This window comes from Halobacillus sp. AWH4_228 (genome assembly GCF_056158365.1).
Genome location: NZ_JBSWTE010000001.1, coordinates 681092 through 703258 on the forward strand (window position 1 = coordinate 681092; position 22167 = coordinate 703258).

21 protein-coding genes and 1 riboswitch are annotated in these 22167 nt (G+C 48.4%); of the genes, 17 read left to right on the forward strand and 4 right to left on the reverse strand.

Features of this window, described 5'->3' with window-relative positions; translation table 11 throughout:
• Nucleotides 1-131 precede the first annotated feature (131 nt).
• The 5 genes from pepT to ACXADP_RS03415 all read left to right on the forward strand — a co-directional run bounded on the left by pepT (nt 132) and on the right by ACXADP_RS03415 (nt 3764).
• Nucleotides 132-1358 carry a peptidase T gene (gene pepT, locus ACXADP_RS03395; RefSeq protein ID WP_474970448.1) on the forward strand — a complete coding sequence of 409 codons (1227 nt, stop codon included), beginning with the start codon at nt 132-134 and terminating at the stop codon, nt 1356-1358.
• 331 nt (nt 1359-1689) lie between these two features.
• Complete coding sequence (locus tag ACXADP_RS03400) at nt 1690-2460, forward strand: TerC family protein (protein WP_474969814.1); 771 nt, start codon at nt 1690-1692, stop codon at nt 2458-2460.
• A 183-nt stretch (nt 2461-2643) separates the two neighbouring features.
• Nucleotides 2644-2841 carry an SE1561 family protein gene (locus tag ACXADP_RS03405; protein ID WP_027953328.1) on the forward strand — a complete coding sequence of 66 codons (198 nt, stop codon included), beginning with the start codon at nt 2644-2646 and terminating at the stop codon, nt 2839-2841.
• Nucleotides 2841-3296: a GNAT family N-acetyltransferase gene (locus tag ACXADP_RS03410; protein ID WP_474970827.1), complete on the forward strand. Its 456-nt coding sequence runs from the start codon at nt 2841-2843 to the stop codon at nt 3294-3296. Before ACXADP_RS03405 ends, ACXADP_RS03410 begins: the two co-directional genes overlap by 1 nt.
• An 18-nt stretch (nt 3297-3314) precedes the next feature.
• Complete coding sequence (locus tag ACXADP_RS03415) at nt 3315-3764, forward strand: OsmC family protein (RefSeq protein ID WP_474970828.1); 450 nt, start codon at nt 3315-3317, stop codon at nt 3762-3764.
• 128 nt (nt 3765-3892) lie between these two features.
• On the opposite strand, the gene ACXADP_RS03420 is transcribed toward ACXADP_RS03415, so the two are convergent.
• On the reverse strand, nt 3893-5554 hold the full coding sequence (locus tag ACXADP_RS03420; protein WP_474970829.1) for a glycoside hydrolase family 13 protein: 1662 nt from the start codon (nt 5552-5554) through the stop codon (nt 3893-3895).
• Between the two features lie 444 nt (nt 5555-5998).
• Nucleotides 5999-6148, forward strand: a riboswitch (FMN riboswitch).
• A gap of 131 nt (nt 6149-6279) precedes the next feature.
• Between ACXADP_RS03420 and ribD the strand changes: the two genes are divergently transcribed.
• From ribD to ACXADP_RS03465, 9 genes are all read left to right on the forward strand, one after another.
• Complete coding sequence (ribD, locus tag ACXADP_RS03425) at nt 6280-7374, forward strand: bifunctional diaminohydroxyphosphoribosylaminopyrimidine deaminase/5-amino-6-(5-phosphoribosylamino)uracil reductase RibD (protein WP_474970447.1); 1095 nt, start codon at nt 6280-6282, stop codon at nt 7372-7374.
• Nucleotides 7374-8024 carry a riboflavin synthase gene (gene ribE / locus ACXADP_RS03430; RefSeq protein ID WP_474969810.1) on the forward strand — a complete coding sequence of 217 codons (651 nt, stop codon included), beginning with the start codon at nt 7374-7376 and terminating at the stop codon, nt 8022-8024. Before ribD ends, ribE begins: the two co-directional genes overlap by 1 nt.
• Nucleotides 8025-8039: 15 nt before the next feature.
• Nucleotides 8040-9233 carry a bifunctional 3,4-dihydroxy-2-butanone-4-phosphate synthase/GTP cyclohydrolase II gene (locus tag ACXADP_RS03435; protein ID WP_474970830.1) on the forward strand — a complete coding sequence of 398 codons (1194 nt, stop codon included), beginning with the start codon at nt 8040-8042 and terminating at the stop codon, nt 9231-9233.
• 14 nt (nt 9234-9247) lie between these two features.
• Nucleotides 9248-9715 (forward strand): 6,7-dimethyl-8-ribityllumazine synthase, encoded by a 468-nt coding sequence (ribH, locus tag ACXADP_RS03440; RefSeq protein ID WP_027953321.1) that lies wholly within the window; start codon nt 9248-9250, stop codon nt 9713-9715.
• Between the two features lie 769 nt (nt 9716-10484).
• Nucleotides 10485-11909: a cryptochrome/photolyase family protein gene (locus ACXADP_RS03445; RefSeq protein WP_474969808.1), complete on the forward strand. Its 1425-nt coding sequence runs from the start codon at nt 10485-10487 to the stop codon at nt 11907-11909.
• Between the two features lie 14 nt (nt 11910-11923).
• Nucleotides 11924-13183 (forward strand): aminopeptidase, encoded by a 1260-nt coding sequence (locus ACXADP_RS03450; protein WP_474970831.1) that lies wholly within the window; start codon nt 11924-11926, stop codon nt 13181-13183.
• 160 nt (nt 13184-13343) lie between these two features.
• On the forward strand, nt 13344-13466 hold the full coding sequence (locus ACXADP_RS03455; RefSeq protein ID WP_474970832.1) for a hypothetical protein: 123 nt from the start codon (nt 13344-13346) through the stop codon (nt 13464-13466).
• A gap of 240 nt (nt 13467-13706) precedes the next feature.
• Entirely contained in the window at nt 13707-14723 is a 1017-nt protein-coding gene (locus ACXADP_RS03460; RefSeq protein ID WP_474969806.1) for an acyltransferase family protein, read from the forward strand.
• Nucleotides 14724-14801: 78 nt separating this feature from the next.
• Complete coding sequence (locus tag ACXADP_RS03465; protein WP_474969805.1) at nt 14802-15464, forward strand: type 1 glutamine amidotransferase domain-containing protein; 663 nt, start codon at nt 14802-14804, stop codon at nt 15462-15464.
• A 31-nt stretch (nt 15465-15495) separates the two neighbouring features.
• Here ACXADP_RS03465 and ACXADP_RS03470 read toward each other — a convergent pair whose 3' ends face one another.
• A complete protein-coding gene (locus ACXADP_RS03470) occupies nt 15496-16845 on the reverse strand; it encodes a YjiH family protein (protein ID WP_474969804.1) in 1350 nt (449 codons plus the stop codon).
• A gap of 192 nt (nt 16846-17037) precedes the next feature.
• Here ACXADP_RS03470 and ACXADP_RS03475 point away from each other — a divergent pair, with 192 nt between their 5' ends.
• Nucleotides 17038-18006, forward strand: a complete 969-nt coding sequence (locus tag ACXADP_RS03475) for a YbgA family protein (RefSeq protein ID WP_474970833.1) — start codon at nt 17038-17040, stop codon at nt 18004-18006.
• A gap of 3 nt (nt 18007-18009) precedes the next feature.
• Here the strand turns inward: ACXADP_RS03475 and ACXADP_RS03480 are convergent, their stop codons facing one another.
• Together ACXADP_RS03480 and ACXADP_RS03485 are read right to left on the reverse strand one after the other, a co-directional pair.
• The gene (locus ACXADP_RS03480; RefSeq protein WP_474969802.1) at nt 18010-18873 is read right to left on the reverse strand and encodes a fructosamine kinase family protein; all 864 of its coding nucleotides are present in this window, start codon (nt 18871-18873) and stop codon (nt 18010-18012) included.
• Nucleotides 18874-18890: 17 nt separating this feature from the next.
• Nucleotides 18891-19790 (reverse strand): GNAT family N-acetyltransferase, encoded by a 900-nt coding sequence (locus ACXADP_RS03485; protein ID WP_474970834.1) that lies wholly within the window; start codon nt 19788-19790, stop codon nt 18891-18893.
• A 181-nt stretch (nt 19791-19971) separates the two neighbouring features.
• Here ACXADP_RS03485 and ACXADP_RS03490 point away from each other — a divergent pair, with 181 nt between their 5' ends.
• Both ACXADP_RS03490 and ACXADP_RS03495 read left to right on the forward strand, forming a co-directional pair.
• Complete coding sequence (locus ACXADP_RS03490) at nt 19972-21636, forward strand: ABC1 kinase family protein (RefSeq protein ID WP_474970835.1); 1665 nt, start codon at nt 19972-19974, stop codon at nt 21634-21636.
• Nucleotides 21633-21941, forward strand: a complete 309-nt coding sequence (locus ACXADP_RS03495; protein WP_474969799.1) for a phasin family protein — start codon at nt 21633-21635, stop codon at nt 21939-21941. The genes ACXADP_RS03490 and ACXADP_RS03495 overlap by 4 nt, the downstream gene beginning before the upstream one ends.
• Nucleotides 21942-22167 lie beyond the last annotated feature (226 nt).

Below are 22167 nucleotides of genomic sequence, written 5' to 3' on the forward strand. Positions count from 1 at the left end.
TGGATGCTCCAGCTTTCAGACGTTCGTGCATATTCGTTATAATAAGGATACCAAATTTCGGGGGGGAAGCAATAGATTTACTTTTCCTGTATGAAAGTTTACCCGAAAGAGACATGAAAGGAGCATCAATGATGAAAAAAGAATTGTTGGAACGTTTAGTTTCCTATGCAAAAATGAATACTCAATCCGATGAAACTACCGGCCGTACCCCTTCAACGGAAGGGCAGTGGGAGCTTGCTCATAAGCTTGTCGAAGAACTTGAAGCTATCGGGATGAGTGAAGTCAGTGTGGATGACCATGCTTATGTGATGGCATCCCTTCCTGCAAATACGGAAAAAGAGGTGCCGGTAATCGGCTTTCTCGCTCATCTGGATACAGCCACCGATTTTACCGGCGAACATGTAAACCCTCAAATTGTTGAAAACTATGACGGAGGGGTGCTGCCTTTGAATGAAGAGGTGGAGCTTCGCCCGGAAGATTTCCCTGAACTTACCGCCTATAAAGGGCAGACGTTGATCACAACGGATGGAACGACCCTGCTCGGGGCCGATAATAAAGCAGGTATTGCTGAAATTATGACGGCTCTGAATCATCTTATTCAACATCCCGAAATCAAGCACGGAAAAATCCGTGTGGCGTTTACACCGGATGAAGAAATCGGCAGAGGCCCCCACAAATTTGACGTCGACCGTTTTGGTGCTTCCTACGCCTACACCGTTGATGGAGGTCCGCTCGGTGAACTTCAGTATGAAAGTTTTAATGCAGCAGGCGCCAAGCTCATCTTTAACGGAAACAGTGTGCATCCGGGGACGGCAAAAAATAAACTTGTCAACGCGGTAAAGCTTGCTCTGGAATTCCAAAATCAGCTTCCAGCCGAAGAAGCGCCTGAACATACAGAAGGGTATGAAGGTTTTTACCATCTCCTTGGCCTGCAAGGGAATGTGGATCGGGCTGAGCTTTCCTATATTGTGAGGGATCACGATAAAGAAAAATTTGAGGAGAAAAAGCAGCGGTTACATGGTCTGGCTGCTGACATGAATGAACGCCTTGGAGAAAAGCGGGTGGCTGTAGAAATGGAGGATCAGTACTACAACATGGGGGACAAAATCAAACCGGTCCGTCATATTGTTGATATCGTTGAAGAAGCGATGCAGAACAAAGGTGTGAAGCCCATCATTCAACCGATCCGCGGAGGAACGGATGGGTCACAGCTTTCCTACATGGGACTTCCTACGCCGAATATTTTCACCGGGGGAGAAAACTTCCACGGAAAGTATGAGTACATATCTCTGGAGAGTATGGAAAAAGCGGCTGAGGTCATCGTCGAAACCACCCGTTTATTTGAAGAGAAAGCCTGATGGACGCGTGTTATCCCGAATGGATCAAACGATTGATGAACCACGTATAAGGATTCCGTCCCGTCCCCATACTAAAGTGATTCCATAATGTGGGCGGGAATGATTGACAAAAAAAGGCTTCATGCTATGATTAAGAAAGATATAGCATTCCTAAAGGGGAGTAGCTGGTACAATAAAGTCGTCATTTCGGGAGTCATCCCCGGCTTTATTGGCAACGTACGTTGTTAGCGAGACCTTTACCCACAGTGGTAAAGGTCTATGTAATGGCCCGGACCACTTTGGTCGGGGCCATTTTTTAATGGCAGCTTGTATAAATGAGGAGAGTGAAACTGTGGATGTTCAATTGTTGATTGAGTATGGCTGGGTTTTGATTGTACTTGTCGGTCTGGAAGGTATTCTAGCCGCAGACAACGCTCTTGTTCTGGCCATTATGGTAAAGCACCTGCCGGAAGAAAAGCGTAAGAAAGCCCTGTTTTATGGACTGCTTGGTGCGTTCATTTTACGATTTGGTTCTTTATTCATTATATCTTTCCTTGTCGATGTCTGGCAGGTGCAGGCCCTTGGTGCCGCCTACCTCTTATTCATCTCGATCAAGCACCTCATTGATAAATGGAGGTCCGGCGGAGAGGAAGAGGAGGAAGAGGAAGATACCGGCTCCGAGCGGGGGAAAGGCTTCTGGATGACTGTGTTGAAAGTCGAACTTGCCGACCTCGCCTTTGCTGTCGACTCCATCTTAGCTGCTGTAGCTCTTGCTGTTGCTCTTCCAGAAACGGATCTTCCCAACGTCGGAAGTCTGGATGGAGGACAGTTCGGTGTCATCCTGGCAGGGGGGATGATCGGAATTATCATCATGCGTTTTGCGGCCAATGTGTTCGTCAATCTGCTTCAATCCCGTCCGGGTCTTGAAATCGCCGCCTTTGTCATTGTGGGATGGGTCGGTATCAAGCTTGTCGTATCCACGCTAGCCCACCCGAATATTCAAATTCTTGATGAACACTTTGCTCATTCGACAGTGTGGAAAATTATATTCTATTCTGTCCTTGTTTTAATTGCAGTGCTGGGCTGGTTCCTTTCCGGTAAAAAGGAAGAAAAGCAAGCCTGATTTTAAAGGGCAGAGCCCGGCATTGAGGAGAAAACCCGTACTATGATCGCACGTAGTACGGGTTTTCTTGTATCACTCAGCTGAAGCACGGCACATTCCGCACCCGTTCATGGCGCGTGAAAGTGCCGTTTGGTTTATTGAAAATAAAAGAAACGATACAATAGAGAAAAGGGGGAATGTACGGTGGGAAAAGCTGTAGAGAATACGTCCGATCAATTCCGTTATGTGAAAAACCGGATTGATATGCTGCATCAGGTTGTTGAGAGCATGGATCCAGAAGAACTCGATCGGGAAGATTTTCAGCGTGTCCATCAAATGGTGGAGCAGCTGCATATAAAAATGGACCGCTTCAAGAAAGACTGGGATGCGCGGGAGTCATAATGTCCATCACTTTTTCCCGGATGACCCAGCAGGAAGCCGAGGAAATGGCGGCGTGGCATTATCCTCCGCCGTATGATTTTTACGATATGACCGCCGATGAAGAAGATTATCGTGAGTTTATCGATCCCCATCGGAGAAGTCCGCATACGTACAGCGCCTATAGGGAAGGCGCGCTGATCGGTTTCTTCACCTTTCATCCGACTGTTGAAGAAACGGTGGATGTAGGTCTTGGACTCCGCCCGGATCTAACGGGAAAGGGGAAGGGAGATTCCTTTATGGAAGCTGGTTTGAGTTTTGCAGAGCGCCACTATGGGGCCCGTTTTTTTACATTGAGTGTTGCTGAGTTCAATCAGCGGGCGGTCGAAGTATACCGAAGAGCTGGATTTAAAGAAACCCACCGGTTTATGCAGAAGACCAATGGAGGTACGCATCCATTCATTGCTATGAAAAAATAAAAAGGAGGTTGTTCTGCTTTGGCATTACATCATTTTCATTTAAAGGCAGACTGGCCGGGCGGCCGCAACGAAGTCGGCCGGATCGAATCAGATAAATTGAAAACAGAAATCTCCATCCCTAAAGAAATGGATGGACCGGATGTAGGAACAAACCCGGATGAAATGCTTCTGGGGGCGGCGGCGACCTGTTACATCATTACGCTGGCCGCTATGATCGAAAGAGCGGATCTGCCGCTTCAGGAAATGAATATGACCTCGGAAGGTCAGGTCGATGTGACCGACGGAGTCTTCACCTATAAGAAAATCATTCACCGTCCCCGTGTCGTGTTGAAAAGTGAGGCAGAAGAGAAGGAGTTGGAAAAACTTCAGCGTCTTGTTGAAAAGGCGGAAAAGTCCTGCATGATCTCACGAGCAATTGCAGGAAACGTAGCGTTGGAGCTGGACTCAGATGTAACTATTGCTTCCTGACAGAAAGGGAAGAAAAAAGCGGCCTGTATGGCATGGCATACAGGCCGCTTTTCGTTTTTAAAGGACTCCGCCTTGGCAGGAAGTGAGAACCACTATAAACCAACCATGGTTTTACAAGCTTTCTTCGTTTACGTCTCCATAAGATAAACGCGCGCTTCATAAGGCTTCAACGAGAAGCTGGATACGTTCTTATGATGGTTTACAATCGAATTGGACAACATCAGCTGACTGGAGCTGAGTGGCTCCTCCGACTGAAAGTCAGCTGCTTGATCGGTCAGATTGACGATGACGATGGCTTTTTTACTGTCCAGCGTCCTCGTATAAGCATAAATCTGCTCATCTTCCGGAAGAAGAAGATTATAGATGCCATACGTAAACACATCCTGCTCCTTTTTCATGGCAATCATTTCTTTGTAGTAGTTCAAGATGGAATGGGGGTCCTGTTCTTGATCAGCCACATTGATGGACGTATAGTTCGGGTTGATTTTCATCCACGGGTTTCCGGTTGTAAAACCAGCTTGTGCTTCACGGCTCCACTGCATCGGCGTACGGCTGTTGTCCCTGGATGTGTTCCAGAGAATGTTCATAATGTCCTTATGAGCCATGCCTTTTGCTTTTTTGTTCTGATATAAATTTTTCGCAGCCACATCATCATAATCTTCAATGGAAGGGAAGGTCATATTCGTCATGCCGATTTCCTGACCTTGATAAATGTAAGGCGTCCCCTGCATAAAGAAATACATCGTTGCAATCGCCGTCGCACTTTCGCGCCAGTAGACTTGATCATCCCCCCACGTCGAAACGACACGGGCCTTGTCATGGTTTTCTACAAACAAAGCGTTCCATCCATCCCCTTCAAGAGCTTTCTGCCATCGGGTCAGTACTTTTTTCAAACCCTTAATGTCAAGCTGCTGTTCAGCATCCTGATCCCAAAGGTCCAGGTGCTCGAATTGGAAGATCATATCCATTTTTCCGTTGTCGCCGACCCATTGATCCGCTTCATCGGCACTTACCCCGTTCGCTTCTCCGACCGTCATCACGTCATAATTATCGTATGTGCGGTCTTTGAATTCCTGAAGGTGGGTGTGGATCCCTTTTTGGTTCATATGCATATCAAAAGAGGACACATACGTTTCTTTTTCAGGGTTCGGCATATCTGGAAAGCCCGGCCGCTTTTTGATATGGCTGATGGCATCTATGCGGAAACCGTCGATTCCTTTATCCAGCCACCAGTTGACCATGCTGTATAGAGCTTCGCGGACGTCTTCGTTCTCCCAGTTCAAGTCCGGCTGCTTTCTGGAGAACACATGAAGGTAATACTGCCTTGTTTCCTCGTCATATTCCCATGCCGATCCTTCAAAGATACTCTCCCAGTTGTTCGGTTCGCGGCCGCCTCTGCCATCGCGCCAGATATACCAGTCCCTCTTGGGATTGTCCTTGGATTTCCGGGATTCCAAAAACCATGGATGTTCATCACTTGTATGGTTGAGGACGAGGTCGATGATCAACTTCATGTCACGTTTATGCACTTCCTTAAGCAGCTCGTCGAAATCCTCCATCGTTCCGAATTCATCCAGGATGTCCTGATAATCGGAAATGTCATAACCGTTATCATCCTTCGGGGATTTGTACATTGGGCAGATCCAAATGAAATCAATGCCCATATCCTTCAAATAGTCCAGACGGCTGATCATTCCCTGCAGATCGCCGATCCCATCTCCATTTGAATCCTGAAAACTTCTAGGGTAAACTTGATATCCTACCGCTTCTTTCCACCATACCCGTTCCATATACAGCCCCTCTTTCCTAATAAAATCATTCGTGATATGCAAACGTTTTCTCAGTGAGAATGATTGAATAAACAGCTTGTTTATTCAATAACCATAACCATGAAAATCTAAAAATATATCTTATTATGCAAACGTTTTCCTGATAAATCTATACTAGCTGATTTTCTTCTGCTTTACAATAGGAGGTTCGTGAAAAGAGCAGGCTTACACATCATTGGATTGTTAAAATCAGGTGGTGCATCTTCTGTTGAGGATGTTGAAAGGCTGTCATGAATCCTGTTGATTTCACAACAAAGCGGCGTGAATCCGGTGGACAGTTATCCGTGTGCCCATCATAAGGGCGGTCAGTTTTATGAGTACATAGCCTTAATGGGTGCTGTTTAAACCTTAAGGATTGCGGCAGATGGGGATTTCATATATATTTAAAGTAATTCAACTGAATATGGAAACCTTCGGGGTCGGGTGAAAGTCCCAGCCGGCGGTAATGAGCTTATGCTCTCAGCCCGCGACGGAGAATCAGTGTTAAGCACGGTTCTCCCTGATTTGGTGAAATTCCAAAGCCGACAGTTAAAGTCTGGATGGGAGAAGGTTGTGGAAACGTATCGGTACCGTTCATGCAACACGTGTACCCTTTGTTTGCTGTACGCAAAAAAATGACGTTTAAGACCCTGGAGAAGTATGTCTTCTTCAGGGTTATTTTTATGGAAAAAGAGCAGGTGATGAAGATGGAGCGTGATGAGCAGTACATGGCAATGGCTGTACAGATGGCCAGGGAAACGGTCGGCCAGACGAGTCCCAACCCTTCAGTAGCCGCCATTGTGGTCAAAGATAATCAAGTCGTCGGTATAGGCGTGCATGTGAAGGCTGGTGAACCTCATGCGGAAGTGCACGCACTACGGATGGCAGGAGAAAAAGCGGAAGGCGCGGACATCTATGTCACTCTTGAACCGTGCAGCCATCATGGACGGACACCTCCGTGTGCTGAAGCTGTCGTGAAGGCAGGCATCCGCCGGGCCGTTACGGCTTCATCGGATCCGAACCCTAAAGTTTCCGGCCGGGGCATTGAAATGATGAAGCGGCAGGGCGTGGAGGTCCGGACGGGTGTTTTGAAAGACGAGGCAGATGAACTGAATCGTGCCTTCTTTCATTACATTCAAACAGGTGAACCTTATGTCCGTTTAAAGACAGCGATGAGCCTTGACGGGAAGATTGCCACCGCCAGTGGAGAGAGTCAATGGATCACAGGAGAAGAGGCGCGGCAGGACGGACACCGCTATCGTCATCAATCGGACGCGATTCTAGTCGGGATCAATACGGTCATGATGGATAATCCGACATTGACGACAAGAATTCCGGGTGGCGGAAAGCATCCGATCCGTCTTGTCCTCGATACGCATCTTCGTATTCCGACTGCTTCGAATCTGATACAAAATAATGAATCTCCAACGTGGATTTTCACGTCAGCGGATATACCGGATGAAAAGCGTCTGATTCTTGAAGAGCATGCCCATGTCCACGTCATTCCGCTTGGCCGCACCATCGATCCTGGAGAAGTCCTGCGCTATTTAGGAAAGCACAAGGTCACCTCTCTCCTTGTTGAAGGAGGGGCCACCATTGCCGACGCTTTTGTCAGATCAGGAAAGGTGAATGAGACGATTACGTATATTGCTCCCAAATTGATCGGTGGAAAAGAAGCACTGACCCCGGTTGCCGGCCGCGGCATCCAACAGTTGAAACAGGTGACATCTTTTGAGTTTGTATCGACCGAACAGCTTGGAGAAGATATTAAAATTGTTTCGATAAGAAAAGGGGAATCCTAATGTTTACAGGAATTGTAGAAGAAATAGGAACACTGCAGTCCGTTAAAAGTAAAACGGAAGCTTTGGAGATAAAGATTGCTGCATCCAAAATTCTGGAAGATATCAAGCTTGGGGACAGTATTTCCATTAACGGTGTCTGTCTGACCGTGACAGATTATACGAAGGATACCGCATCCTTTGATGTGATGCCGGAAACATACCGCGCCACCAACATCCATGAATTAAAGCAGGGCAGCGATGTCAATCTTGAACGCGCGATGGCGGCAGATGGGCGGTTCGGCGGTCACCTTGTATCGGGTCATATTGACGGTACGGGCAGCATTGTATCAAAAAGGCCGGAGTCCAACGCCGTCTATTACGACATACAGCTTCCGTCCGACTTGGTTCCTTATTTTGTCTATAAAGGCTCGATAGCTGTTGATGGTACATCCCTGACTGTATTCGGAGTAGAAGAGGATCGTGTCACCATTTCTTTGATTCCGCACACGATGGAACATACCGTTCTCGGCAGGAAAGGTCCGGGAGACAAAGTTAATATCGAATGTGACATGATTGGAAAATATGTCGCTCACTTCCTGAGTGGGCAGAATCAAGAGCACCCGCAAACAGCCATCTCCAAAAAGATGCTGGCTGATAACGGGTTTGCATGAAGAGGGGGAAAGCATATGTTTGATTCGGTTGAAAAAGCGATTGATGTATTGAAGCAGGGAAAGCTTGTCATCGTTTGTGATGACGAGGACAGGGAAAATGAAGGGGACTTTATTGGAATCGCGGAGCATGCTTCCACGGAGATGATCAATTTTATGATCAAGCATGGGCGTGGGCTGGTTTGTGCCCCGATTACGAATGAAACAGCTGGAGCGCTCGAGCTGATGCCTATGGTCAATGACAATTCAGACCCTAATCAGACAGCGTTTACGGTCAGTGTGGATCATAAAGAGACAACAACTGGAATTTCAGCGGACGAACGGGCCCTGACCATCAGGGAAATGCTGAACCCGGAAAGTAAAGCTTCCGATTTCCAGCGGCCCGGTCATATTTTCCCGTTGATTGCCAAGGAAGGCGGTGTCCTGCGCAGAGCGGGTCATACGGAAGCGGCTGTCGACCTGGCACGTCTTGCGGGAGCCCGGCCGGCAGGTGTCATCTGTGAAATCATTAAAGATGATGGAACGATGGCCCGTGTGCCTGACCTGAAAGAAATGGCCGAGGCGTTTGACATTCCGATGATCACCATTGCGGATTTGATTTCATACCGCCATGAGCAGGAAAACCATGTGACCCGGGAAATCGAGGTGCAGATGCCTACAGAATACGGCGAATTCCGAGCGGTAGGCTTCAAGAATGATATCGATTTTAAAGATCACATCGCTCTTGTAAAAGGAGACATCAATCCGGAGGAGCCGACCCTTGTGCGGGTACACTCCGAATGTCTGACAGGGGATGTCTTCGGCTCCTACCGCTGTGACTGCGGTCCTCAGCTGCACAACGCTTTACGGCAGATTTCCGAAAATGGCAGCGGTGTTCTGCTGTACATGAGACAGGAAGGCCGCGGGATCGGGTTAATGAATAAATTGAAAGCCTATAAGCTTCAGGAAGAAGGCTATGACACGGTGGAAGCGAATGAGAAACTCGGCTTCGGGCCTGATTTAAGAGATTACGGTGTCGGTGCTCAAATCCTGAAGGACCTGGGCATTACAAAACTTCGTCTGCTGACGAATAACCCGAAGAAAATTTCCGGACTTGGTGGTTTTGGTCTTGAGGTTGTAGAGAGGGTGGCTATTCAGATGCCTTCCCGCAAAGAAAATGAAAGCTACTTGAAAACGAAACAGTCTAAAATGGGGCACTTATTCCACTACTAGAAAGGAAGAGACTTATGGTTAAAACATTTGAAGGTAATCTTGTAGGAACAGGACTGAAAATCGGTATTGTAACAGGAAGGTTCAACGACTTTATTACGAGTAAGCTGTATGAAGGAGCCGTAGATGCGCTGAAGCGTCACGGCGTCGATCTGAACGATGTAGAGGCTGCTTATGTGCCTGGAGCTTTTGAAATTCCACTGGCCGCTCAGAAGATGGCGGAAACCGGGAAGTACGATGCGGTTATCACCCTGGGAGCTGTCATCCGCGGCTCCACGCCGCATTTCGACTATGTTTGCGGCGAAGCAGCTAAAGGGGTTTCTCAGGCTTCCCAGAAGACTGGTATTCCAGTGATCTTTGGCGTCATTACCACAGACACCATTGAACAGGCCATCGAGCGTGCAGGTACGAAGGCCGGTAACAAAGGCTGGGAGGCAGCCACAGCAGCCATTGAAATGGCGACACTGATGAACGCGTTCAAATAAAAGAACCTATTTGGAAAAGTACGGTTTTACAGAGGTGGTATGTGCGGTCATGTTCCGCTTATCGGTGGATGCCTGCCGTGGGCCCGGTTTCAGCTGACCTGGGTTCGGTCCCGTAGGCCCCACCACCGAACACTTCTCGTAACTTCGCCAAAATAGTACAAAAAAGAGGGGTTCTGCTAAGCAGAACCCCTCTTTTGGCTGTAGAAAAAGCCTGTGTTAACCAGTTAGAGTTTTCCATTTGTCGTGGGAAGGGTCACTTTCCGCTTATCGGTGGATGAATGATGCGGGCACGCCTTCAGTTGACTTGGTCAGAAAGGCCGCCTGCCCAAGTGGATCTTCGGCCCGTGCTGTTCCCGCAGGCATCAACACCGAACGCTCCTTGTGCCGACGTTAGAATATGAAGGAGAGAGATTGTGCATTACGCAGGTACGCAGATTCATAAGAAAGGCATGGGCTGCGCTATTGCCGCTTGCGTGGAAAAGAGGAAGGGAAAGAACAGGTGCTGATGACGGCTGCCTGCCGGAAGATTTTCCTCCATCCAGCAAGAGTGAGCGGGGTGAAGGAGAGTCTTTGTCGATGTTAAAGAACCCCCAAGGAGCAGTGCCCCTTCCACTCCTGCGGAAGAACGAGTGGTCCGAGACCGCCGAGCTCGGGCGCTCGTCCGCGGAAAGGGAAGGGGCTCTGGTTTTTCGTGGAGCCTGTCCCCCCGGTTGGACAGGGTTTAAGTGAAGTAGGAAAAAGGAAGGATAAAGGGAAAGGGGGAACGGTGATGACAACAAGAGCCGTCTGGTTTAGAAGAGATTTACGGTTGAATGATCATACAGCACTTGCAAAAGCTGTTGAACATACAAAAGATGAGGACAGCCTCGTTTTGTTTTTTCATATTCACCCGGATTTGAACAAGTCATTCACAATGAGGCATGATTACTATTTTCAAACCCTTCAGGACTTCGTTTCACGTGCCGGGGATATGGGTGCGCCTGTCCATGTTATTGAAGGAGAAACCGAAGAGTCCTTTCAGACATTTGTAAAGGAACTGGATGTGGACATGGTCTACTTCAACCGGGATGAAACAGGATTTGGTAAGAAGCGGGATGATCATATGGTGGAGTATCTGGACTCGATTGATGTGGAAGTCTACCATTACATGGATCACCACCTGCACGGGGCGGAGGAAATCAAAAAGCAGGATGGCGGCCATTATAAAGTATTCTCCCCATACTTAAAGAAGTGGAAGCAGCAGCAGAAACCCGGTATTCAACGGGTGAACCACGATAAACTGAAAAATGCGGCCGTGGATAAACGTTCTTCCTTTAAAGAAGGAGAAAAAGCGTACCAGTCGCTGATGGAAAAAATAGAAGCTGATTTTCCCGGGACAGGGGAAGAAGCTGCCGGTGAAAGGTTCAGCCTGTTTCTTGATGGAGCCATCTATGATTATGATGAGGAGCGGGATTTCCCGGCCGTTGATGGGACAAGTCTGATGTCCAGGTATCTGCGTACCGGTGCGGTTTCCGTCCGGACGCTGTATCATAGAATTCAGGACGAAGTAAACTTCAAAAAGGATACATCCGGAGTGGAAACCTATATTTCCGAGCTTGCGTGGCGGGATTTTTACAACATGATCTATTACTATTATCCGGAATCAGACGATAAAGAGCTTGTTGAAAAATACAGAGGTATTCCGTGGAATAATGATGAGGATCTTCTGGAAAAATGGAAGCAGGGGCAGACTGGTTTTCCGTTGATTGATGCAGCGATGAGACAGCTGAATGAAACCGGCTGGATGCATAACCGGCTCCGTATGGCTGTGGCCTCTTTTTTGACGAAGGATCTGCTGATGGATTGGCGCGAAGGAGAACGGTACTTTGCTGAGAGGCTGGTGGACTATGACCCTGCCTCGAATATCGGTGGCTGGCAGTGGGCGGCTTCCACCGGTACAGATCCTGTTCCTTATTTCCGCGTATTTAATCCAGTCAGGCAGTCCGAGCGCTTCGATCCTCACGGCCGTTTCATTAAGGAATGGGTGCCGGAGCTTGAAAATGTGGAGAAGAAGTATATCCATGATCCTTCGAAGATGCCGGAGAACGAACAGGAAAAGGCTGGATGCATGATCGGTGAAGACTATCCTGAGCCTGTGGTGGACCATAAAAAGATGCGAAAGCGGGCGATTGAAGTTTTTAAAGACAAAACCTAAAAAGAGGGGTAACCATGACAATAAAGCGAAATGATTTAGAGAAGTATGCAGATCTGGCTTTGAAAAACGGAGTGAACCTGCAGCACAGGCAGGGGCTGATCATCAACGCCCCCATTGAAGCTGCCGATTTCGTCCGGATCGTAACCGCAAAGGCCTACGGGATGGGGGCGAAAAACGTTCATGTCGAATGGAACGACGAAATGCTCAGTTATATGAAAATGAAGCATGCACCGATGGACGTCCTTAAGGATTTCCCTAAATGGAAAGCGGAAGGTCTTGAAGAAATGGTGGCGGACGGGTATGGGCTGTTAACCATTTACGGTCCGGACCCGGATTTAATGAAGAATGTAGATCAGGAACGGGTGGCTGCGGCCACGAAAGCGAGTGGCGAGGCTCTTTCCGGATACCGGGACTATTTAATGAATGATAAGACGACCTGGTCCATTGTTGCCTATCCGCAGAAAGCATGGGCGCAGAAAGTGTTTCCGGATGCTTCTCCGGAAGAGGCACAGGAACAGCTGTGGAAGGAGATCTTCAGAATCACACGGGTGGACAAGGACGATCCGGTTCAGGCGTGGGAGGAGCATAATGAAGCTCTTCGGCAGGCGAGGGAATATTTGAACCAAAAGCAGTATAAAAAACTCCATTATTCCGGGCCAGGGACAAAGCTGACCATTGAGCTCGTTTCGAATCACATCTGGCATGGAGGAGCGGCTGAATCAGAAAAAGGAAGCACGTTCAACCCCAACATTCCGACCGAAGAAGTCTTTACTATGCCTCATAAGTACGGTGTGAATGGGAAGGTCTCCAGCACAAAGCCGTTGAGTTACGCGGGGAACTTGATTGAGAACTTCACCTTAACATTCAAGGATGGAAAAGTGGTGGATTACGCCGCGGAATCCGGGGAGGATATACTGAAGCATCTGGTTGAATCGGATGATGGCTCAGCCAGACTTGGAGAAGTCGCCCTCGTACCGCACGCTTCCCCGGTTTCCCAATCCGGTCACATCTTTTTCAACACGTTATATGATGAAAATGCTTCCTGTCACTTAGCTTTAGGAAAAGCATATCCCACCAACATAAAAGGCGGATCCTCCTTTAATAAGGAGCAGATGGAATCACACGGCGTCAATGATAGTCTCGTCCATGAAGACTTCATGATGGGGTCGGATGAATTGAACATCGACGGAGAAACGAAGGAAGGTCTGTATGAACCTATTTTCCGGAACGGTATGTGGGCCGTGGATTTTGAGGAAAGCGAAGAGACACCCTGATCCAGGGTGTCTTTTTGGCTTTAGAAAAAGCCTGTGTAAACCAGTTAGAGTTTACATTTGTCGTGGGCAGGGTCACTTTCCGCTTATCGGTGGATAAATGCCGCGGGCATCAACACCGAACGCTCCTTGTGCCAACGTTAGAATATAGAGGAGAGAGGTTGTGCACGAAGCAGGTTCGCATATTCAAAAGAACGGCATGGGCTGCCTGCCGGAATATGAAAAAGCCTCTCCTCCATCCAGCAGGGATGAGCTGGGTGAAGGAGAGGCTTTTTCGATGTTATAGAACTCCCAAGGAGCGGTGCCCCTTTCGCTCCTGGCAGTAAGAAAGAAAAAGAGGTTTCTCTACAAGCTGAAAGACACCTTGATCCAGGGTGTCTTTGTTCGTGGAAAGATGACATTGTATCTTCTGAATTACATTATCATTACAGACGATTTAAATCTTCAAAAACCTGTCTACAATAAGGATAGATTGTGGTACATATGAAGTAGAATAGATTATCTTGAATCGAAGAAGGGTGATCCCATGAAGCGTGATGCTTTTTTTGATAATGCCAAAGTAGTCCTTATCTTTCTCGTCGTTTTCGGTCATATGATCCAGCCGTTTACCGATGGTTCCAAACCGATGTACACCCTTTATACGTGGATTTATACCTTTCACATGCCGGCGTTCATTTTCCTTGCCGGGTTCTTTGCCAAAGGATCGGGGGAGAAGGATTACTTGATCCAGCTGGCTAAAAAGTTGATTCTGCCATACTTGATTTTTCAGCTCGTCTATACCGGGTATTACTTCTTCATCGGGAAAGGTGAAGGGTTTGACGGGATTTTTTATCCGCACTGGTCGTTATGGTTCTTGTTCAGTTTGTTCTGCTGGCACATTCTGTTGTACTGGTTTAAGAAAATCCCGCCGATGCTCGGTGTCGCCATCGCTGTTCAGATCGGTGTGCTCGTCGGATATTTCACAGATATCGGCCACCATTTCAGTCTATCCCGCACATTCGTTTTCTTCCCGTTTTTCCTTGCCGGGTACTGGCTGACGAAGGAGCATGTGCATAAGTGGAGAACACGCCGTGTCCGGGAAATCAGTATGGTCATTATGGCTGCAGCCGCAGGTGTGATTGCTGTCCTCCCTGAAATCAACTCCGGCTGGCTGCTCGGTTCGAAATCCTATGAGGTTCTCGGCAGTCCGGAAATGGGAGGACTGTTCCGACTGGCGGTATACGCTCTCGCGGGGATCATGGTTGTCAGTGTCCTTTCATGGATTCCGAATACAGAATATAAAATCACGTACCTTGGCGGAAAGACCTTGTACGTTTATCTGCTGCACGGCTTTTTCATCCAGTTCTTCCGGCAGGCCGACTTGTTCAAAGTGGATAACCTGTTTGATGTCATCGGGCTTGCGATCATCTCTGCCGCTATTGTCTACTTGTTATCGAGCAGCTTGATCCGCACGCTGACACAGCCGTTCATTGAGGGGCGTATCCAGCTCATCAAACGTTGGTGGCAGCGGACCTTTGACAAAGATTCCACGCTTCAATCATAAATAAATCCGCCTTTCCTGGTGGATGGAATAGAGCCTCCTTGTGAATAATACGTAAGAGATTCGCAAGGAGGTTTTTGTATGTCTAAAAAAATCTTGATGATTGTCACGAATGCTGATCACATGGATGGACATGAAACGGGGCTCTGGCTGTCTGAGTTTGTCGAACCGTCCGTGGAGTTCGGGGAAGCCGGTTATGAGGTGACCGCCGCAAGCCCGCGGGGAGGGCGCCCGCCGATTGATGAAAACAGTTACAGCAACCAGCTTCCTGATGTATGGGACGGGGTGATGGAGCCGATCAGCCGGACGGTGGCACTCGCAGAAGTGGATCCGACGTCGTATGACGCTGTCTTTTTATGCGGCGGGCACGGAACCATGGTCGATTTTCCTGAAAATGAACAGTTGGAAGAGCTTCTCCGTCACTTTCTTACCGAAGGAAAAGTCATGGCTTCCGTCTGTCACGGCCCCGCCGGATTCATTGGTGTCACGGATCACAATAAGCAGTCTCTTGTAAGTGGGAAAAAGCTGACAGGCTTTTCGAATGAAGAGGAAACGAAGGTTGGTCTTGAGGGACGTGTCCCGTTTTCACTGGAAGATCGTTTAATCGAAGAAGGGGCGGAATTCAGCAAAGGAAAGCCGGATGAAAGTCACGTCGTCGTTGATTTTCCCTTTGTGACCGGTCAGAATCCTTCGTCCAGTCTGGAAACCGCGCAAAAAGTGCTGGAACAATTAAAAGACCGCTGAGCCAAAGGCCCGGCGGTCTTTCTTTATGCATTCAGAACAATAGATGTGCCATCAGTGTAATGACTGGAAGGGTTATGATCGTACGCTCAAGGAAGATGATGAACAGGTCCTTCAGGTTAACCGGAACCTTGGAACCGAGCAGAAGACCACCGACTTCCGACATGTAAATCAACTGGGTTACAGAAAGAGCGGCAATAATGAACCGTGTCATTTCACTCTCGATAGAAGCTCCGATGATTGCAGGCAGGAACATGTCCGCAAACCCTACAAGAATGGTTTCAGAGGCTTCCGCAGCATAGGGCACCTGCATGAGTTCAAGAAGTGGAATGAACGGCATACCGATCCACGTGAAGAAAGGGGTGAATTCCGCAATGATTAGAGCAATCGTCCCGAGGGCCATGACAATCGGAGCAACCCCCATCCACATATCAAGGATATTCTGGGCGCCCTGCTTCATAAAGGCTCCGGGACCTATCGATTTGCTGCCGCGCTCAACCGCTTGGGCATATCCGTAGGTAAACACATTGTGGCCTTCGGGAATATCTTCATTCTGTTCTCCTGCTTCATCGGTTACATAGGTATCAGGCTTTCTGGACAGCGGCGGAATCCGCGGCATGATCAATGCTGCAACAAATCCGGCGAGCGCTACAGTTAGATAAAACGGCACGAACATATGGCCGAGCCCGACTTCCTGTATGACGACAAGACTGAAGGTAATGGAGACGATGGAGAAGGTGGTTCCGATTACGGCTGCTTCTCTTTTCGTGTAGTACCCTTCTTCATACTGCTTACTCGTCAAAAGGACTCCGATCGTTCCGTCCCCGAGCCAGGAAGCAAGGGAGTCAATAGACGAGCGTCCCGGCAGTTTGAAGAGCGGACGCATAATTTTCGTAAGGATGACTCCGAACAATTCCAACAGGCCGTAGTTCAACAGCAGGGGAAGGAACAGCCCTGCAAATAAAAAGACGGCGAACAGGACATGCAGCAGGGAATCCAGCAGCAGTCCGCCTGTATTTTCGGAAATGACCGCCTCCGGTCCAATCTGGAAGTAGACCATGATGGCGAAAATCATACCGAGAACACGGGTAACGACCCATACCGCGGGTACATTAAATAATGAATGGAAAAACGGAGATTTGGAACCATCCGATCTCAGCAGTTTAGCGGCAACAGTGGCAAGCGCTGTTATCGTAATAATGATGGTCATGATGAGAGACAGGGAGCCGGCCAGTCGTTCCTCGACCTCTCCTGCCAAAACGGCGATTGGAATGGTGACGGCTCCGTCATCACCACTGATAGGGAACATAAATAAGAAAATACCGATGAGGGACGGTATGATAAAACGCAGATGCGAAGAAGGTTTAAAATCTTTCGCTTTCATCCAAAATCTCTCCTGACTAATCTGTTTTATTTATAAACATCTCAGAATAAATATACAACATTATTTATTCTATTACGATTACTGCCAAAAACCAATAGGAAATTTGTAGAGAATCACAGACCCCGGGGTTTATCACAAAAGGACAACGGGGAACCTTTTATATACATTGGAAACTGGAAATGGGGAAAGGGAATGCAGTCATATGCGAAGCCTAGAGTCGTCGTAAGCCGGTGCCTTGAATTTGCAGAGGTGCGGTATAACGGAGCGGTCATACCAGATAAAGCAGTCGAACGAATGAAAGCGCATGTAGAATTTATTCCTGTCTGCCCGGAAGTGGAAATCGGACTGGGTGTACCAAGAGATGTCATCCGTCTCGTGGATGATGAGGAAAAACGTCTCGTTCAACCGAAAACGGGGGAAGATCTTACTGATAAAATGACTGGTTTTTCCAATACTTTTCTTGATCATCTTGATGATGTCGATGGATTTCTTTTGAAGAACCGTTCTCCGACCTGTGGGATGCATGATGTGAAGGTGTATCAGAGTGCGCAGAATTCCCAGGTGATCGGAAAGACATCCGGGGTGTTTGCCGCAGAGGTACTCAAGCGTCACAGCGGGCTCGCTGTGGAGGAGGAAGGGCGGTTGAAAAACTTCACGCTGCGCCATCATTTTTTGACGAAACTGTTCACCCTGGCCTCCTTCCGGGAGATGAAGAAGGAAAGAAAGATGAAGGAGCTGCAGCAGTTTCATGCCCGGCATAAATATCTGTTTATGGCCTACCACCCGGGCCTGTTGAAGAAAATGGGGCAGACGACAGCCAACCATGACCATCTTGGAATCGGTGAGGTGCTTGAAACGTACGAAAATCTGCTTCATGAGCTGATGCGGGAGCCTGCGAAAACAAGCGCCCACGTCAACGTCTGTCAGCACATTGCCGGGTATTTTAAGAAGCAGCTGACAAGCGGAGAAAAACAAAGTTTTGCTGATCTTCTTCATCAATATAAAGAAGAAAAAATCCCCTTAAGTGCTGTTCTCAGTGTATTGAGTTCCTGGACCGCCCGTTTTCAAAGCGGGTATTTGAAGCAGCAGAGTTATTTCCAGCCCTACCCGGTCGATCTGGTGGAAATATCCGACTCAGGGAAGGGCCGGGCCTATTCCTGATGATCATTCTGCATAATGCTTAAGAATGCGGTCCACAGCCGGACCATAGCTTTCCCCGAACATGTTGAGATGGGCAAGCAGGTAAAAGAGCTGATACAGAGGTTTGATTTCCTCGTAATGTTCAGGCAGAGGGAGGACCTCTTGATAATGATTGTAAAAATCAGCTGGGAAGCCGCCGAAGACTTCTGTAAAGGCCAGTTCAAAAGCGTGGTCCCCATAAAGAATGGAAGGGTCAATCAAAACCGGCTGTCCGTGCTCATCCATCATGTAATTGCCGCCCCATAGATCACCGTGGAGCAGAGAGGCTTCGGGATGAGCGGGGAGGTATTGGTCCAGTCTGTTCATCAATGCTTCCATCCGCTTTCTTCGTTTGTTCGTTATCCGTTTTTTGGAGATCCCAATATCAAGCTGTGCGCCCAGGCGGCACGTACGGTAATAGTCCACCCAGGAAGGGGCCCACGTATTTGGCTGATCGAGCTGTCCGACAAACGTCGGAGCCCCGTATCCATACGAATCCCTTGTGTGCTTGTGCATATGAGCAAGCTGACGGCCGAGGGCTGCATGATCGTTCCGGCTCCCGGGTTCAATCCATTCCATCACAAGCGCGGCAGGCTCCCTGTTTTCAGGCATGTCGTAATGATAGACGTTCGGGACACGGATGGTCTTTGTCTGTTGAATTGTCTGCAGTCCCTCGGCTTCCGCCTGGAAAAAGTGGGAGGGGACCCCGGCGTTCGTCTTTATAAAGTACGCCTGTCTTTCGGTCTGTACGTAAAATGCCTGGTTGATGTCACCACCACTGACGGCGGTCTGCTTCTGTATCCGGCTTTCATCTCCAATGGTGCTCAATGTTTTTTCGATGATATCCATCAAAGGTCTCCTTTCCATTAATGAAGCGGAGCAGGTGGGGTCGGTGTGAAAATCTTCTGGTACGCATGTATTTCGTTCAGCTCCTGAAAACCGATGGCTTTGTATAACTGTTCAGCCTGAGGATTCAAGGAGCGGACAGATAGGGTGACCGCCTGCAGTTCGAGGGCGTAAAACGCATATTGCAGGGCATGTTCCATCAACTCTGTGCCGATGCCGGTGTTTTGATAGGAAGGATGAACATTCACAAAGCAGATTTCACCCTCTTCCCCTTCCGCGATCGTTTCAAAGTAGAGGTACCCGGCGAGCTCTCCCTCCTTCTCATATCCCCATAGATCGTTCCCCTGCTGTCGTGAAAGGTAAAACATTTCTTCTGTCGTATAATAAGCCGCATCTGGATGCAGCTTGTCCAATCTTTCTTTATCCTGTTCCTGCAGCCGGAAGATTGACGGGGTCTTTGTGGACTCCGCAGCCTTGTAATGGGCTTGGAAGAGGACCAGTGTTTTTTCAACGTTATACAGTTCGAACGCATGGGTTTCAGCGAAAGCTTTCAACTCTTCGTTCGCCCCGTAGCAGGCTACTTTAACCGCATCAAAATGAAGCTGGGCAGTCAGAGAAGCTTTGTCCCATAAGCGTTCAATGACGTCGGATTCCTCTTTTACCGCAAAAGGCCCGAGGAGCCGGCAGAATTTCTGCTCGAAAAAAGGGACCATGCCTAAAAATCCTACGATTTCGGAACCTTCCCAAGCGACATAAGCTAAAGGCTCTGTGAACTGGGTTAACGTCCAGATCTGCTCGAAGATTTCATTTTTCTCAGAAGCCATCCAGGCCACATAATGGCGGTCCTGGCCATTCATCTGATACAGCCACTCGGCTGCCGTATGTAATTCCCTGACTTCCAGCTCGCGAATCTGAATCATGGCACTCATCCTTTCGTTATACATGAATTTTCACACAATAGTAGAGAAAAGTGCAAGCGCTGCCTTTCTGCGGGGCGGCTGTAAGTAGCTGAAGTCTGTGCGGGATTGTCGATTGACAGGGTTGACCTGTGGATTTGCGGGGAAAAGTAAGATACAGAAGTATGGAAAGGAGGCGGGACGCATGCATCAGCGGTTGAAATACATAGCCATTTACCGGATCACAGTTATTGTCTGGATGTCTGTCCGTTTTCTGCTCCGCATTTTCTGGTTCGAAAAGAGACACCGGATCTGGGATGAGCAGACGAAAAGGAAATGGGAGATGATGCTGGCAGATATGGCGGAAGAGTATCGGAGGAAGGCGGTCGCCCTCGGCGGGCTGCTGATAAAGTTCGGACAATTTCTCAGCTCCCGTGGGGATCTTCTTCCGCCGTCCTTCATTAAAGAACTGGAGGGACTTGTCGATCGTGTGAAGCCCGTCCCGTTTTCCTATTCCAGAACGACGATTGAAGAAGACTGGAACGCCTCACTGGATGATCACCTGAATTCCATTGATGAAAAAGCGGTGGCCTCTGCATCCATTGGAGAAGTGTACAAAGCGTACCTGAAGGATGGGACACCGGTGGCGGTTAAAGTGCAGCGCTACAGAGTCCGTGATACATTCCGGATGGACTTCAAGGCTTTGAAAATTGTATTCTGGCTCGTCAACCGGTTCACCGTTTATGGAAAAAAAGCGGATCTCCAGGCCCTTTATACGGAAGTCGTCCGGGTCATCAGCAACGAACTTGATTTTACGATGGAGCTGGAGAACGGACGGGCGTTTCAAAAGCGGTTCCGTGATTTTCAGGATGTAAGGGTGCCGCATTATTACGAAGACCTATCGACCAGACGCGTGCTCGTCATGGAGTGGGTGGAGGGGCACAAAATTACGGATGTCTCCTTTATGGACAGGCAGGGGATCGACCGGAGCCGTATTGCCTATATTTTGTTTGAACTGTGTATCGAACAATTTTTATATGCCGGGATGTTCCACTCTGATCCACACCCGGGCAACTTGATGATTAAAGAAGACGGTACAGTGGTCATTCTCGATTTCGGAATGGTCGGGGAAATCCGGAAAGAGGATGCCGATTCCATACGTAAAATGATTCAAGGGTTCATTCTGGACGACTACGACAGAGTAATTGAAGCCTTGCAGGAAATGAATTTCCTTCTGCCGGAAGCGGATACGGAAAAAGTGAAGAAACTGTTGAAGCAGACAACAGACATGTACCTGGAAGGGAACTTTGACAAGCTGGATGCACATATGATGAATGACATGCTGGAGGATCTGCAGCAGTTTGTCAAAGAACAGCCGATTCAGCTGCCTGCTGACTATGCGTTTCTTGGACGTGCGGCATCCATTGTCGTAGGTGTCCTGAGCACAATCTATCCTCAAGTGGATCTGATTGCCTGGGGACGGCCGGTCATTAAGGAGTGGGTATCCGGGAAGGATTCCACTTCATCCCTTTACACGGACGTGTTGAAGGAGACAGCGAGGCCGCTGCTCTCCCTCCCGCGGGCTTTGGTCGAATATTTGGAGGACGGGGACAAGGAAAGAGAGTGGAAAACGACTCAGCAGAAAAATCAGTTGTTCCACCAATATTATTTATTTATGACACTGCTTTCGTTTATCATCATGCTGATCGGAACCGCTGCTTTTTTTTATACAGGCGTTATTGAAGTCCTTCCCAGCTGGTGGATCGGTGGGGTCATCTTCGGGACTGGTGCAGCCGGATTTATTTTCAGCTCCATCAATCACGTGCATATGCTGCGGAAGCTTACTCATAATAGGAGGAATCGAACATGAATGACTTATTGAAAAAAGGGTTTCATTTAGGTCTTGGAGCCGCAGTCAGTGGAAAACAAAAGTTCGAGAAGCTTGTGAATGACATGGTCAGGCGCGGAGAGATCAGTCCTTCGCAGGCGAAGAGCATGGTGAATGAGCGGATGCAGGCGTGGATGGCCAAAGGTCAAACAAAGGATCAGCAGTGGAATGAACAGGTGAAGGCGAAATTCCAGGACCAAATGAACGAACTTGGCTTCGTTTCCCGTGAGGAATACGAGAGACTGGAAGCACGGATCCAGCGTCTTGAAAAAGAACGTGGGTACTAAAATAACAGCCCTGCTTCATGAGAGTGAAGCAGGGCTGTTTTATGTATGTCCGGGCCGGCCGGATATGCTATGCTTTTACCACATCATGGTAGAAAGGAAGGGTTTCTTTGAAGAAGATCAACTGTTTTCGGTGCCGGCACTTTCGCACGACATGGAACCCCGCTTTTCCGAGAGCCTGCAGTGCCTACGATTTCAAATCGAAGGAAATGCCCTCTCAGGTGGTGCT